This is a genomic window from Stenotrophomonas sp. SI-NJAU-1 (assembly GCF_020883215.1).
GTDB classification, from domain to species: domain Bacteria; phylum Pseudomonadota; class Gammaproteobacteria; order Xanthomonadales; family Xanthomonadaceae; genus Stenotrophomonas; species Stenotrophomonas indicatrix.
This window is the reverse complement of sequence record NZ_CP086598.1, coordinates 4,377,501-4,392,768: the sequence shown is the minus strand read 5'-3', so window position 1 is coordinate 4,392,768 and position 15,268 is coordinate 4,377,501. Positions and strand designations below refer to the sequence as shown.

General features: G+C 62.7%; 8 protein-coding genes, 2 tRNA genes and 3 rRNA genes. 10 read left to right on the top strand and 3 right to left on the bottom strand.

Translation table 11 applies throughout. The annotated features are described in order from the left end of the window. Nucleotides 1-62: 62 nt before the first annotated feature. Nucleotides 63-842: a TSUP family transporter gene (locus LMF57_RS19940; RefSeq protein WP_117311784.1), complete on the bottom strand. Its 780-nt coding sequence runs from the start codon at nucleotides 840-842 to the stop codon at nucleotides 63-65. A 72-nt stretch (nucleotides 843-914) separates the two neighbouring features. Here LMF57_RS19940 and LMF57_RS19935 point away from each other — a divergent pair, with 72 nt between their 5' ends. Beyond that, complete coding sequence (locus LMF57_RS19935) at nucleotides 915-1,307, top strand: YchJ family metal-binding protein (protein WP_117311783.1); 393 nt, start codon at nucleotides 915-917, stop codon at nucleotides 1,305-1,307. On the opposite strand, the gene LMF57_RS19930 is transcribed toward LMF57_RS19935, so the two are convergent. Then, nucleotides 1,289-2,590: a GGDEF domain-containing protein gene (locus LMF57_RS19930; RefSeq protein WP_229290464.1), complete on the bottom strand. Its 1,302-nt coding sequence runs from the start codon at nucleotides 2,588-2,590 to the stop codon at nucleotides 1,289-1,291. The two genes, LMF57_RS19935 and LMF57_RS19930, sit on opposite strands and share 19 nt — an antisense overlap. 146 nt (nucleotides 2,591-2,736) lie before the next feature. Between LMF57_RS19930 and egtB the strand changes: the two genes are divergently transcribed. The 4 genes from egtB to LMF57_RS19910 all read left to right on the top strand — a co-directional run bounded on the left by egtB (nucleotide 2,737) and on the right by LMF57_RS19910 (nucleotide 8,072). After that, a complete protein-coding gene (gene egtB / locus LMF57_RS19925) occupies nucleotides 2,737-4,008 on the top strand; it encodes an ergothioneine biosynthesis protein EgtB (RefSeq protein ID WP_229290463.1) in 1,272 nt (423 codons plus the stop codon). Continuing rightward, nucleotides 4,005-4,982: an L-histidine N(alpha)-methyltransferase gene (egtD, locus tag LMF57_RS19920; protein ID WP_229290462.1), complete on the top strand. Its 978-nt coding sequence runs from the start codon at nucleotides 4,005-4,007 to the stop codon at nucleotides 4,980-4,982. Before egtB ends, egtD begins: the two co-directional genes overlap by 4 nt. 137 nt (nucleotides 4,983-5,119) lie before the next feature. After that, nucleotides 5,120-7,255 carry a lytic murein transglycosylase gene (locus tag LMF57_RS19915; protein ID WP_229291415.1) on the top strand — a complete coding sequence of 712 codons (2,136 nt, stop codon included), beginning with the start codon at nucleotides 5,120-5,122 and terminating at the stop codon, nucleotides 7,253-7,255. Between the two features lie 31 nt (nucleotides 7,256-7,286). Continuing rightward, complete coding sequence (locus tag LMF57_RS19910) at nucleotides 7,287-8,072, top strand: DUF2628 domain-containing protein (protein WP_229290461.1); 786 nt, start codon at nucleotides 7,287-7,289, stop codon at nucleotides 8,070-8,072. Between the two features lie 5 nt (nucleotides 8,073-8,077). On the opposite strand, the gene LMF57_RS19905 is transcribed toward LMF57_RS19910, so the two are convergent. Next, nucleotides 8,078-9,265, bottom strand: a complete 1,188-nt coding sequence (locus LMF57_RS19905; RefSeq protein ID WP_229290460.1) for a benzoate/H(+) symporter BenE family transporter — start codon at nucleotides 9,263-9,265, stop codon at nucleotides 8,078-8,080. Nucleotides 9,266-9,908: 643 nt separating this feature from the next. Here LMF57_RS19905 and LMF57_RS19900 point away from each other — a divergent pair. The 5 genes from LMF57_RS19900 (at nucleotide 9,909) to rrf (ending at nucleotide 15,108) form a co-directional block, all read left to right on the top strand. Beyond that, a 16S ribosomal RNA gene (locus LMF57_RS19900) occupies nucleotides 9,909-11,453 on the top strand. A gap of 91 nt (nucleotides 11,454-11,544) precedes the next feature. Further along, nucleotides 11,545-11,620, top strand: a tRNA-Ala gene (locus LMF57_RS19895). A 25-nt stretch (nucleotides 11,621-11,645) separates the two neighbouring features. Beyond that, nucleotides 11,646-11,722: transfer RNA gene (locus tag LMF57_RS19890), tRNA-Ile, on the top strand. A 225-nt stretch (nucleotides 11,723-11,947) separates the two neighbouring features. Continuing rightward, nucleotides 11,948-14,825 (top strand): 23S ribosomal RNA (locus LMF57_RS19885). A 168-nt stretch (nucleotides 14,826-14,993) separates the two neighbouring features. Next, nucleotides 14,994-15,108, top strand: a 5S ribosomal RNA gene (gene rrf, locus LMF57_RS19880). The 16S, 23S and 5S rRNA genes sit together here with 2 tRNA genes alongside, the layout of an rRNA operon. The last annotated feature ends 160 nt before the right edge of the window (nucleotides 15,109-15,268 follow it).

Here is a 15,268-nt window from a genome sequence, read left to right as displayed (position 1 = left end):
GCCAACCAAGGTTGGCACCTACCGGGTCAGTGGTAGTGCCGGCCGCTGGCCGGCCATCGCATTCACGGACTACGGAACGTATCCCACGCCATCCGCGCGATCAGCACCACCACCAGGCCCACGAACAGTTTGCGGATGAACGGCGTGCCGCCCTTCAGCGCCAACCGCGTGCCCACCACCGAACCGATGATGTTGGCCGCCGCCATCGGCAGCGCGAACAGCCACAGGATGTTGCCGGTCGGTACGAAGAACGAGATCGCCGCCACGTTCGTCGCCAGGTTCACCACTTTCGACGCGGCCGACGCACGCAGGAAGTCCAGCCCGAAGAAGCGCACGAACAGGAAGATCAGGAAGCTGCCGGTGCCGGGCCCGAAGAAGCCATCGTAGAAGCCGATCGCCGCACCGATCGCCAGCGCGATCACCAGCTCGCGGCGGCCAATCTCCTGCGGCCGGTGCAGCGCGCCGAAGTCCTTCTTCCACAGCGTGTAGGCCAGCATCGCCACCAGCAGCACCAGCACCAGTGGCCGCACTGCGTCCTTGGGCAACAGGCTGACCGCCGTAGCGCCAAGGAAGGAGAACACGAAGGCCGTACCGGCGGCGAACAGCACCGGCTTCCACGGGAAGCGCACGTTGCGCGCATAGCGCCATGCCGCTGCGCCGGTGCCGAACATCGAGCTGAACTTGTTGGTGCCAAACAGCATCGCCGGGGTCTGCTGCGGCAGTACCGTGAACAGGCCGGGCAGCTGCACCAGTCCGCCCCCGCCCACGGCTGCATCGACCAGGCCGGCAATGAAGGCGATCACCACCAGCCACCACAACTCAGGAGGAATCAGTTCCAGCACGGCGATCGATCGAAGTGGGGGCGCGACAGCATACGCCTGTCACATTGTCGCCGCCCACGCGACAATACCCGCATGAGCCGAACCGCCCCCGATCCCTGTCCCTGTGGCCTGGCCGCCGACTACGCCGCCTGCTGCGGGCGCTTCCATGCCGGTGACGCCGCGCCGGATGCCGAGCGTCTGATGCGCTCGCGTTACAGCGCCTATGTGCGCCACTTGCCGGACTACCTGCGTGCCACCTGGCACCCGGACACCCGTCCGGCAGAACTGTCGCTCGATGATGCCCCCGGCCAGCGCACCCAATGGCTGGGCCTGACCGTGCAGGACCACCAGGTGACCGGCAGCGACAGCGCCGAGGTCCGCTTCACCGCCCGCTACCGCGTCGGCGGCGGCAGCGCGGTGAAAATGACCGAGCACAGCCGCTTCCTGCGGATCGAGGGCCGCTGGTACTACCTCGACGCCGTCTGAGCGTGGCTGCCGCGCACGGCCAGCACGCGCTGGCCGCCATGCGCGCACACGCGGTTGCGGCCTTCCTCCTTGGCCGCATACAGCGCCTGGTCGGCCGCTTTGATCACCCCGGCAGGGCGCCGGTCGACCCGGCTGTCGGCCAGGCCGATGCTGACGGTTACCTGCACCACCGCACCGCCACCGCCGCGCCCGCGCTGCTGCTGGCCGAGCGTATCGTCGCGGGTGCGCGTGCTGCGGTCGCGCAGTTGCATGCGGCTCTGCTCGATGCCCTGTCGCAGCGCCTCCACCGCATCCACGCAGGCCGATGCCGGGCGGTCGAGGAAAACCACGGCGAATTCCTCGCCGCCATAACGGAACGCACGGCCGCCGTCGCCGACCCGCGACAACCGCGAAGCCACCAGTTTCAGCACGTCATCGCCGGTGTCGTGGCCGTGGGTGTCGTTGAATTTCTTGAAATGATCCACATCGATCATCGCGATGCTGTAGGTGCCGGTGGTGCGCTTGAGGGTCTCGTTGAATGCACGGCGACCGGGCAGGCCGGTCAGCTCGTCGCCGAAGGCCATGTGGAAGGACTCCTGCAGGGTCGCGCCCAGCATCAGCAGCAGCGCCGCTACGCTCAGCGCCGGCAGCAGCACCGGCTGCAGGAAGATCCGCGGCAGCATCCACCACAGGCACAGCAGGGCCAGCAGCATCGCCGTATGCAGCGGCCGCGGCTGGCGCCACGCCTGCCATCCCAGCGCAGCGGTGGCCAGCAGGAACAGCACGGCAGGCAGCTGCGCCAGCGCGTTCCAGTCGCTCGGAATCCAGGGGAAGTGCCGGTTCGACAGCAGGTCGTGCATGCCCTGTGGCTGCTGCGCGGCAAGCAGGATGAAGATCGCCACCGCAACACCACTGGTCGTGGCCCTCAGCAGCAGGTCCTGGCGGCGGCGACCACGTTCCGGCCACAACGCATGGATGGCGAACAGCAACGGCAGCCAGGTCGAGATCGCGTGGAAGCGCAGTGGCGTCAACGCCGTCACCCGGCCCTCGCGCAGGTAGTGCCCAAGGTCCTGGTGCAGCACCGCGAAGGCCAGCGCCACCAGCAGCAACAGGCACAGCGTGCGTACCTGGTTGTACAGCAGCGCCAGCCCTGCACCCAGGCAGGCCAGCAACCACGGCAGGATGCGCTGCCCCGCGCGGCCGACATCATCGCTTTGCAGGCTTGCCCACAGCACCAGTGCGACCAGCAAGGCGGGCAGCACGAACAGATAGTGCGCAGGCTGTCGAAGCGGATGACGGGACACACGGAATTCCAGCGCGGTCACGACGCGGCCGCAGCACTGCCGTTAGCGGCGCAGCAGCGTCCTTCTTGAATACGCGCAGCCTGATGTGAACACCGCGGCACCGGGCCATGACATTGCGCTCACCGCCCGCGGTCGAAGCTGGTCGCATGGACAGCGTACCCGCCGCCGTCGCTGCCCCGCAGCGTGACCTCGCCCGCCACTTCACCCATGTGCGGGGCCGCAGCGTGCAGCTGGCCGCACCCCTCAGCCCGGAAGACGCCCTGCTGCAGAGCATGGCCGACGCCAGCCCGGCCAAGTGGCACCTGGCCCACACCACCTGGTTCTTCGAGCGCTTCGTGCTGGCCAGCCAGCCCGGCTACACACCCTGGGATCCGGCCTGGGACTATCTGTTCAACAGTTATTACAAAAGCCTCGGCCCCGCCCACGCACGGCCACAGCGCGGATTGCTGTCGCGGCCCTCGCTGCAGCAGGTCCACGCCTACCGCCAGCATGTGGATGAGCAGGTGCTGGCAGGACTGCGCGACGGCGATCTCGGCAGCGACGCCCTGCAGCACCTGCAGCTTGGGTTGCAGCACGAACAACAGCACCAGGAGCTGCTGCTCACCGACATCAAGCACGCCTTCTGGTGCAATCCGCTGCAGCCGCCGTACCGCGAAGACCTGCCCATCGCCGTCAGCGCCCTCGGCACGCAGGGGTGGGTCGAACAGGGCGAACGCATCGTCAGCATCGGTGCGTCCGCCTGGCCGCAGCACGCAGCCTTCGCCTATGACAATGAATCGCCCGTGCATCGCATGCTGCTTCCCGCGCATGCCATCGCTGAGCGTCCGCTCAGCAACGCCGAGTACCGCGCCTTCATCGACGCCGGCGGCTACCGCGATCCGCGCTGGTGGCTGAGCGAAGGCTGGGCGCTGCGCGAGGCCGAGCAGTGGCAGCATCCGCTGTACTGGGATGACGACCTGCTGCGCGAGTTCACCCTGGGTGGCTGGCGTGAGCTCGATCCGCATGCGCCGGTCTGTCATCTCAGTTACTACGAAGCCGATGCCTGCGCACGCTGGGCCGGCGCCCGCCTGCCCACCGAATTCGAATGGGAGGCGGCCGCCGCCTCGCAGCCTGTCGAAGGCCACTTCGCCGACGACGACCATCTGCACCCGAGGGCAGGGCAGGGCGACGGACTGCGCCAGTTGTTCGGCGACGTGTGGGAATGGACCAGCAGCGCCTATGGCGCCTATCCCGGCTTCCGTCCCTTCGCCGGCAACCTCGGCGAATACAACGGCAAATTCATGTGTGGCCAGTGGGTCCTGCGCGGAGGCAGCTGCGCCACGCCGCGCGGCCATGTACGGGCCAGCTACCGCAACTTCTTCATGCCACCGGCGCGTTGGCAGTTCTCAGGCCTGCGCCTGGCAAGGGATCTTTCATGAGTACCGTCCAGGATGCGCTGCAGGCGCTGACCGACCTTACCCCCGGCCGCCAGCAGATTCTTGCCGACGTCGTAGCGGGGCTGTCGCAGGCCTCACGTCAGCTGCCTTCCAAGTATTTCTACGACGCGCGCGGCTCGCGCCTGTTCGAACAGATCACCCACACGCGGGAGTACTACCCCACACGCACCGAACTGGCCCTGCTGGACCGGGTGCTGCCGGCGATCGCGCAGGCGGTGGGGCCGCGCGTGCATGTGGTCGAACTGGGCAGCGGCAGCGGCCGCAAGACCGCCCGCCTGCTGGCTGCCCTGCAGGATCCGGTGGCCTATACGCCCATCGAGATCTCGCGCGCGGCGTTGTTGTCCAGCATCGACCACCTTGCCCCTGCGCTGCCGGACGTGGAAATGCTGCCGGTGTGTGCCGACTTCACCCGCCCTGTGCAGGTCCCTGCGCCGGAGCGGCCCGCCGCGCGCCGGCTGCTGTTCTTCCCCGGCTCCACGCTGGGCAACTTCGCCGATGAGGACGCGATCGCCCTGCTGCGCGCAATGCGCCAGACCATGGGCAAGCACGGCCTGGCCCTGGTCGGTATCGATCTGCACAAGGACCCGGCACTGATCGAAGCCGCCTACAACGACGCCGATGGCATCACCGCCGCCTTCACCCTGAACCTGCTGGCGCGCCTGAACCGGGAGGTCGGCAGCGATTTCGACCTCGACGGCTTCCGTCACCAGGCCCGTTACAGCACCGCACGCCTGCGCATCGAAACCGATCTGGTCAGCCAGCGCGAGCAGGACGTCCATCTAGACGGCCGCACCTTCCACTTCAGCGCTGGCGAACCGATCCGGGTGGAGTACAGCCACAAGTACACCGACGCCAGCTTCGGCCACCTGCTGCAGCAGGCAGGGCTGGAGGTGGCGGCATCCTGGAACGCGGACGATCCCGCCTATGGGCTGCGCCTCCTGCGCCCCGCACCCTAGGCACAGGTAGTACCGGCTGCTGGCCGGCAATCTGGACCAACCTTGCTCTCCCTCCGCGTTACCATGGCTTCAGCACCGGCAACACGGAGGACGCCATGCCCATTCTGACCACGCTCGGCCTGGCCGCCGCGCTTGCCATGCCAGCGGCCGCGCCGCCGGCAGCAACGGCAACCGCTGATCCCGCGTTTGCCCGCTGCATGGCGGGCCTGCAGGCGACGGCCGCCAGCCAGGGCATTGCCGCTGACCGCTTCACTGCGATCACCGCCGGATTGCAGCCCGACCCTACCGTGCTGCCGCTGCTCGATGCGCAGCCGGAGTTCACCACGCCGATCTGGGACTACCTGGCCGCACTGGTCGATCGCCAGCGCGTGGACGACGGTCGCGCCATGCTGCAGCAGCACCGTGACCTGCTTCAGCGCGTATCGGCGCAGTACGGCGTCGATCCAGTCACCATCGTCGCCGTATGGGGTGTGGAGAGCGACTACGGCCGCGTGTTCGGCAAACGCCCGCTGCTGCAGTCGCTGGCCACGCTGTCCTGTGCCGGCCGCCGGCAGCCCTTCTTCCGCGGCGAACTGCTGGCGCTGATCAAGCTCATCGACCAGGGCGACCTGCAGGCGCAGGGCCTGACCGGTTCCTGGGCCGGTGCCTTCGGCCACACCCAGTTCATGCCCAGCACTTACGCACGCATTGCCGTTGATGGTGATGGCGACGGTCGCCGCGATCTGGTCGGCAGCATTCCCGATGCATTGGCTTCCACCGCCAACTATCTGAAGCGCGCCGGCTGGCGAACCGGCGAACCCTGGGGCATGGAAGTCCGTGTCCCCGCCGGTTTCAACGCCAGCCAGGCGGGCCGCACCCAGCGCCGGTCACTGGCCGACTGGCGCGCACTGGGCGTGACCGGCCTGGACGGCAGCGCGCTGGCACCGTCCGGCCTGCCCGCCGATGCACGCGCCGCGCTGCTGCTGCCGTCCGGGACAAAAGGCCCGGCGCTGCTGGTGTTCCGCAATTACGACGCGATCTACAGTTACAACGCGGCCGAGAGCTATGCGCTGGCCATCGCCACCCTGGCGGACCGCCTGCGTGGCAGCAACGGCCTGGTCACCGCCTGGCCAACCGATGATCCTGGCCTTGGCCGCGACGAGCGCCGCCAGCTGCAGACCCTGCTGCTCGCGCGTGGCCATGACATCGGCGCCGCCGATGGCATGATCGGTACCGCCAGTCGTCGCGCCATCCAGGTCGAGCAGCGTCGGCTCGGATGGGCCGACGCCGACGGTCGCGCCGGCCAGCGCATCCTGCGCGCGCTGCAGGCACAACCGCAGGCACAGGCGCCAGCCGCGCCGACCCGCTTCAGCCTTCCCAACAACTACAGTGCCGTGCAGTCGCCGGCCATCCGGAGTCGATCCAGCGTGCAACAGATCCAGGGTGTCAGCAGTGGCCAGTTCCAAGGACTCGACGCCTGGCTGGTGGAAACTCCCCAGGCCACCGCCGCGATCAGCGTGTTCGGCGGCCAACTCCTCTCGTTCGTGCCCAAGGGCCAGCCCGATGTGATGTGGCTCTCGCCCAAGCGTGCTGCGCTGCCCACGCCGATCCGTGGCGGCAGCCCGGTGTGCTGGCCCTACTTCGGCCGCCAGGGGCAGGGCGACGACGTGCCCGCCCACGGTTTCGTGCGCACCCTGCCCTGGGAACTGCAGCAGGCGCGGCGGCTCGACGATGGCAGCATCGAGCTGACCCTGGCCCCGCCGGCGTTGGACAACCTCGGCCTGCGCCTGACCATGACCGTCCGTGTCGGCCGTGAACTGCGCCAGCAGCTGGTCACCGAGAATACCGGCAAGGCTCCGGCCACCATCACCCAGGCGCTGCACAACTACTTCCGTGTCGGTGACGCCAGCAAGGTCGATGTCGACGGCGTCGACGGCCTGGACTATCTCGACAAGTTCGAGAACTACGCCCAGCCGCGCCGCCAGCAGGGCCCCTGGTCGCTGCGCGACCCGCGCGACCCGGGCCGCAGCGACCGCATCTACACCCAGGCCGGCGGGCACTATGTGCTGCGCGATCCGGTACTCAAGCGCCGCATCGACCTCCGCACCGAAGGCAGCCGCTCGCTGGTGGCATGGAACCCTGGCGCCGAAGCCGCCGCGAAGATGGCCGATGTCGGCGATGGCTGGCGCGACTATGTCTGCCTGGAAGCGGCCAACGCCGGCCCCGATGTGGTCACCGTGGCCCCTGGCGGTCGCCACACGCTGGTGCAGACACTGTCCAGCGCATCTCTGTAACCCGCACAACGCCGACACAGGACGATCTTCAATGCAGGAAGCACAGTGGTATTACGCTCGAAATGGCAGGAGTGAAGGTCCAGTGGACCTGGCCGGCCTGCAGAAGCTGCAGCAGGACGGTGTCATCGCCGGTCACACCCTGCTCTGGTGCGAGGGCATGGCTGGCTGGCAGCCATTGCAGGCGCTGCAGTCGACGGCAACGCCAGCGGCGGACGCCAGCGGTATCGCAGATGGCTGGGCAGCGCCGCCTGTCGGTGAGGCTGCCGTTGCCATAGCGGCCAGCGATGATCCCTACCGCGCACCGGCTGCGCCCGCCACGCCCGATGCCGTTCCACTGGGCGCCGGACTGACTGGCCGGATGGCGCTGTATGCAGCCGTTGTCGGCGGCAACTTCCCGATCTACCGCAAGCGCTGGCGCCTGGATCAGGGCACCGCGAACGCGGCAGGCACCTGGCACTGGCCGGGCTTCCTGTTTGGCGTGATCTGGATGATGTACCGGAAGATGTATCGCATGGCCGCCATCTGGGTTGGCGTACTGCTGGCTTCCAGCGTGATCGAGGCGTTCCTCGATGTGCCTGATGCCCTGTCACTGGTGATCGACCTGGGTATCAGCATCGCCGTGGGTGTCCTCGCCAACAGCTGGTACCTGCACCACTGCCAGCGGGAGATCGCGCGTGCCGAGGCGCTCAACCGCGACGATGAAGCTGCGGTGCGCAGTACGCTGGCGGCACGTGGCGACACCAGCGTGACCGGCGCGGTGATCGCCATTGCCGTTTCCGTCGGCCTGGGTATCCTCGGTGCCGTGTTGACCGGCTGATCCCTTCAGCCAGCCCGCTGCGGCCGCAGCACCCACAGGCAGAGCGTTCCGGCGACCAGGCCCCAGAACGCAGAACCGACACCGGCCAGCGTCATGCCCGAGGCGGTCACCAGGAAAGTGACCAGCGCGGCCTCGCGGTCGCGCTCCACTGCCAATGCGCTGGCCAGGCTGTTGCCGATGGTGCCGAACAGGGCGATGCCGGCCACACAGGCCACCAGTTCCTTGGGAAAGGCAGCGAACAGGGCCGCTACGGTGGCCCCGAACAGGCCGATGACGATATAGAAGGCGCCAGCCGCCATCGCCGCCGTGTAGCGCCGTGCCGGGTCTTCGTGGGCATCACGGCCCATGCAGATCGCCGCGGTGATGGCGGCCAGGTTCAATGCGTAGGCACCGAAGGGCGCCAGCAGCGTGTTGACCACGCCGATCCAGCCGATCACCGGTGACACCGGCGCGTCGTAGCCGGAGGCGCGCATCACCGCCACACCGGGAATGTTCTGCGACGCCATGGTGACCACGAACAGGGGCAGGGCGATGCCGACCATCGCCGTCCACGACAGCGAGGGAGTGACCCATTGCGGTACCGCCAGTTGCAGGTGCACCTGCTGTGCATGCAGCAGACCCTGGCTGGCAGCGATGGCGATGCCGACCAGCAGGGTGGCGATCACCGCATAGCGGGGGAACAGGCGGCGGCCCAGCAGCCACGTAGCGAACATGGCCAATGCCAGCACGCGCTGGGTATTCATCGCCACGAACACGTCCAGCCCGAAGCGCAGCAGTACACCGGCCAGCATGCCGGCGGCCAGGGCCATGGGCACGCGTTTCATCAACCGGGCGAACACTCCCGAGAAGCCGGCGAGCATGCCCAGCACGGCCGCAAGCAGGAACGCACCGGTGGCCTCGGACAGAGAGGCGCCACCCGCACCGACGACCAGCATCGCCGCCCCGGGCGTCGACCATGCGGTGACCACCGGCACCCGGTAGCGTAGTGACAGGCCGATGCAGGTCACGCCCATGCCCAGCCCCAGCGCCCACATCCACGAGGCGATGTGGGCCTGGTCGGCACCCACGGCCTGAGCGGCCTGGAACACGATCACCGCCGAGCTGGCGAAGCCGACCAGCACGGTGATGAAGCCGGCGACGATCGCCGGCATCGAAAGATCGCGCCACCATCCCTGTCGTACCGTCGTGTCCATCGTCTTCCTTCCTGTATGCATCCGACTATAGATAGCGCCTGCGGCGTTGACCGCGCAACGCGCGGGCAACGCCGCCGTGATCGTTGCACGCCCGTTGTGCATGCAGCAGCCGATGCGTTGTCATGCTCCTGAAAAAAATGTGTTGACGAATTCTGCAGGATCTCTAGAATTCGCTCCCTTGCTGCAGCGCGGTGACTTCTTCGGAAGCCGGCAACGCGAACAGCAACGCAACCACCGCCGGACGAGATCATCGAACGAAGGTGTTGACGGACTCGAAAAGTCCGGCATAATAGGCGGCTCGCAACGACGAAAGCCCTTCGGGGCCAACGACGAAGCAGCATCGGCAACAACGTCCACCTCGGTGAGACGGCCTTGAAAAAAGGTGTTGACGAAGCGGAAAAGCCGGCTATAATGGGCGGCTCGCTACGAAGGAAACTTCGCAGCACACGGGAACGGCGCTGAGGCCACTTCCCCGGATCTTTGAAAGTATGCGCAGGTATCTTGTGAAGGCGCCTGCAGGAAGGATGATTGTCCATCTTGCAGACGTTTGATCAAGCAACTATTAATTGTTTTAAAGCAAGCGATACGTTGCCAGAATCAATCATCTGCAGCTTTAAATTTTTGTCTTCGGACAATGCAGTTTTAAGTGAAGAGTTTGATCCTGGCTCAGAGTGAACGCTGGCGGTAGGCCTAACACATGCAAGTCGAACGGCAGCACAGAGGAGCTTGCTCCTTGGGTGGCGAGTGGCGGACGGGTGAGGAATACATCGGAATCTACTTTTTCGTGGGGGATAACGTAGGGAAACTTACGCTAATACCGCATACGACCTACGGGTGAAAGCAGGGGACCTTCGGGCCTTGCGCGATTGAATGAGCCGATGTCGGATTAGCTAGTTGGCGGGGTAAAGGCCCACCAAGGCGACGATCCGTAGCTGGTCTGAGAGGATGATCAGCCACACTGGAACTGAGACACGGTCCAGACTCCTACGGGAGGCAGCAGTGGGGAATATTGGACAATGGGCGCAAGCCTGATCCAGCCATACCGCGTGGGTGAAGAAGGCCTTCGGGTTGTAAAGCCCTTTTGTTGGGAAAGAAATCCAGCCGGCTAATACCTGGTTGGGATGACGGTACCCAAAGAATAAGCACCGGCTAACTTCGTGCCAGCAGCCGCGGTAATACGAAGGGTGCAAGCGTTACTCGGAATTACTGGGCGTAAAGCGTGCGTAGGTGGTTGTTTAAGTCTGTTGTGAAAGCCCTGGGCTCAACCTGGGAACTGCAGTGGAAACTGGACAACTAGAGTGTGGTAGAGGGTAGCGGAATTCCCGGTGTAGCAGTGAAATGCGTAGAGATCGGGAGGAACATCCATGGCGAAGGCAGCTACCTGGACCAACACTGACACTGAGGCACGAAAGCGTGGGGAGCAAACAGGATTAGATACCCTGGTAGTCCACGCCCTAAACGATGCGAACTGGATGTTGGGTGCAATTTGGCACGCAGTATCGAAGCTAACGCGTTAAGTTCGCCGCCTGGGGAGTACGGTCGCAAGACTGAAACTCAAAGGAATTGACGGGGGCCCGCACAAGCGGTGGAGTATGTGGTTTAATTCGATGCAACGCGAAGAACCTTACCTGGCCTTGACATGTCGAGAACTTTCCAGAGATGGATTGGTGCCTTCGGGAACTCGAACACAGGTGCTGCATGGCTGTCGTCGGCTCGTGTCGTGAGATGTTGGGTTAAGTCCCGCAACGAGCGCAACCCTTGTCCTTAGTTGCCAGCACGTAATGGTGGGAACTCTAAGGAGACCGCCGGTGACAAACCGGAGGAAGGTGGGGATGACGTCAAGTCATCATGGCCCTTACGGCCAGGGCTACACACGTACTACAATGGTGGGGACAGAGGGCTGCAAGCCGGCGACGGTAAGCCAATCCCAGAAACCCCATCTCAGTCCGGATTGGAGTCTGCAACTCGACTCCATGAAGTCGGAATCGCTAGTAATCGCAGATCAGCATTGCTGCGGTGAATACGTTCCCGGGCCTTGTACACACCGCCCGTCACACCATGGGAGTTTGTTGCACCAGAAGCAGGTAGCTTAACCTTCGGGAGGGCGCTTGCCACGGTGTGGCCGATGACTGGGGTGAAGTCGTAACAAGGTAGCCGTATCGGAAGGTGCGGCTGGATCACCTCCTTTTGAGCAAAGACAGCATCGTCCTGTCGGGCGTCTTCACAAAGTACCTGCATTCAGAGAATCGCATCGGCCAGGCCGATGTGAGTGTCCCTTTGGGGCCTTAGCTCAGCTGGGAGAGCACCTGCTTTGCAAGCAGGGGGTCGTCGGTTCGATCCCGACAGGCTCCACCATCTAAGCTGTTCCGGAGAGTCTTCCGGGTCTGTAGCTCAGGTGGTTAGAGCGCACCCCTGATAAGGGTGAGGTCGGTAGTTCGAGTCTACCCAGACCCACCATTCTCTGAATGACGCATACAATCGATCTTTATACGCATCGGCACTGTGGCCGGTACGTGTTCTTTTAAAACTTGTGACGTAGCGAGCGTTTGAGATACATCTATCAGACGTGTCGTGAGGCTAAGGCGGGAATCGGAAGATTCCTTATTAATTGAGTCGTTATATTCGTATCCGGGCTTTGTACCCCGGGTCATATATATAACCCGAGGCAACTTGCGGTTATATGGTCAAGCGAATAAGCGCACACGGTGGATGCCTTGGCGGTCAGAGGCGATGAAGGACGTGGCAGCCTGCGAAAAGTATCGGGGCTGGCAACAAGCTTTGATCCGGTAATGTCCGAATGGGGAAACCCACCCGCTTGCGGGTATCCTGCAGTGAATACATAGCTGCTGGAAGCGAACCTGGTGAACTGAAATATCTAAGTAACCAGAGGAAAAGAAATCAACCGAGATTCCGTAAGTAGCGACGAGCGAACGCGGACTAGCCCTTAAGCTGATTTGGTTCTAGGAAAACGCTCTGGAAAGAGCGGCCATAGAAGGTGATAGCCCTGTATCTGAAAGGGCCATTTCAGTGAAGACGAGTAGGGCGGGGCACGTGAAACCCTGTCTGAACATGGGGGGACCATCCTCCAAGGCTAAATACTACTGACCGACCGATAGTGAACCAGTACCGTGAGGGAAAGGCGAAAAGAACCCCGGAGAGGGGAGTGAAATAGATCCTGAAACCGTGTGCGTACAAGCAGTAGGAGCCTCGCAAGGGGTGACTGCGTACCTTTTGTATAATGGGTCAGCGACTTACTGTTCGTGGCAAGCTTAACCGTATAGGGGAGGCGAAGGGAAACCGAGTCTGATAAGGGCGCATAGTCGCGGGCAGTAGACCCGAAACCGGGTGATCTAGTCATGGCCAGGGTGAAGGTGCCGTAACAGGTACTGGAGGCCCGAACCCACGTCTGTTGCAAAAGACGGGGATGAGCTGTGATTAGGAGTGAAAAGCTAATCGAACCCGGAGATAGCTGGTTCTCCTCGAAAGCTATTTAGGTAGCGCCTCATATGTATCCTCTCGGGGGTAGAGCACTGTTATGGCTAGGGGGTCATCGCGACTTACCAAACCATTGCAAACTCCGAATACCGAGACGGACTGTATGGGAGACACACGGCGGGTGCTAACGTCCGTCGTGAAAAGGGAAACAACCCAGACCCACAGCTAAGGTCCCAAATTTTGTGCTAAGTGGAAAACCATGTGGAAAGGCACAGACAGCCAGGAGGTTGGCTTAGAAGCAGCCACCCTTTAAAGAAAGCGTAATAGCTCACTGGTCGAGTCGGTCTGCGGGGAAGATTTAACGGGGCTAAGCACAGAACCGAAGCTTGGGGTGTGCATATTTATATGTACGCGGTAGAGGAGCGTTCCGTAAGCCGTTGAAGGTGGATTGAGAAGTCTGCTGGAGGTATCGGAAGTGCGAATGCTGACATGAGTAACGATAATGCGGGTGAAAAACCCGCACGCCGAAAGCCCAAGGTTTCCTTGCGCAACGTTAATCGGCGCAGGGTGAGTCGGCCCCTAAGGCGAGGACGAAAGTCGTAGTCGATGGGAAGCAGGTTAATATTCCTGCACCTCGCGTAAGTGCGATGGAGGGACGGAGAAGGTTAGGCATACCGGGCGTTGGTTGTCCCGGGGAAAGGCGGTAGGTTTGGATCTTTGGCAAATCCGGGATCCTTCAAGACCGAGCACCGAGACGAGCCTTTATGGCGAAGTTGCTGATACCACGCTTCCAGGAAAAGCTCCTAAGCTTCAGCTTACGCAGACCGTACCGTAAACCGACACAGGTGGGTAGGATGAGAATTCTCAGGCGCTTGAGAGAACTCGGGTGAAGGAACTAGGCAACATGGCACCGTAACTTCGGGAGAAGGTGCACCCTTTTTGGTGGCTCGTGCGAGCTATAGCTGAAGAGGGTCGCAGTAACCAGGCCGCTGCGACTGTTTATCAAAAACACAGCACTCTGCAAACACGAAAGTGGACGTATAGGGTGTGACGCCTGCCCGGTGCTGGAAGGTTAATTGATGGGGTCAGCCGCAAGGCGAAGCTCTTGATCGAAGCCCCAGTAAACGGCGGCCGTAACTATAACGGTCCTAAGGTAGCGAAATTCCTTGTCGGGTAAGTTCCGACCTGCACGAATGGCGTAACGACAGCGGCGCTGTCTCCACCCGAGACTCAGTGAAATTGAAATCGCTGTGAAGATGCAGCGTTCCCGTGGCAAGACGGAAAGACCCCGTGAACCTTTACTATAGCTTTACACTGAACGTTGAGTTCGTCTGTGTAGGATAGGTGGGAGGCTATGAAACCATGGCGCTAGCTGTGGTGGAGCCATCCTTGAAATACCACCCTGTCGTGCTTGACGTTCTAACCTGGGCCCATTATCTGGGTCGGGGACCGTGTATGGTGGGTAGTTTGACTGGGGCGGTCTCCTCCTAAAGAGTAACGGAGGAGCTCGAAGGTACGCTCAGCGCGGTCGGACATCGCGCACTGTGTGCAAAGGCATAAGCGTGCTTGACTGCAAGATCGACGGATCAAGCAGGTAGGAAACTAGGACTTAGTGATCCGGTGGTTCTGTATGGAAGGGCCATCGCTCAACGGATAAAAGGTACTCCGGGGATAACAGGCTGATACCGCCCAAGAGTTCATATCGACGGCGGTGTTTGGCACCTCGATGTCGGCTCATCACATCCTGGGGCTGTAGTCGGTCCCAAGGGTATGGCTGTTCGCCATTTAAAGTGGTACGCGAGCTGGGTTCAGAACGTCGTGAGACAGTTCGGTCCCTATCTGCCATGGGCGTTGGAGATTTGAGAGGGGCTGCTCCTAGTACGAGAGGACCGGAGTGGACGAACCTCTGGTGTTCCGGTTGTCACGCCAGTGGCATTGCCGGGTAGCTATGTTCGGAAGCGATAACCGCTGAAAGCATCTAAGCGGGAAGCGCGCCTCAAGATGAGATCTCCCGGGGCACAAGCCCCTGAAGGAACCATGTAGACTACGTGGTTGATAGGTCAGGTGTGTAAGTACAGCAATGTATTGAGCTAACTGATACTAATGATCCGAGAGGCTTGACCATATAACCTCAAGTTGCCTTGGCCGACATGACATGTCGATAGATCCAAGTGCACGCTACGTCACAAGACCAAACGAGAGGCAGGCGCTCAGGCGCGTCTCTTTGCATCGCAGGCAGCATCATGCCCGCCCCTGCAAGGACACGACGCCCAGGCGACACTCCAACCGCCTCCCTGGTGAAATTAGCGCTATGGAACCACCCGATCCCATCCCGAACTCGGAAGTGAAACGTAGCTGCGCCGATGGTAGTGTGGCCTAAGCCATGCGAGAGTAGGTCATCGCCAGGGTTTATACCCGAAAACCCCGCTGCACATGCAGCGGGGTTTTCCTTTTTGCAAGCCTCAGGTTTCGACCTGGACTTAACGCAACAACTTCACGAAGAGCTTCGAGTTCATCTCACAAGTTGTTGACAAAGCTGAAAAGCCTGCCATAATAGGCGGCTCGCAA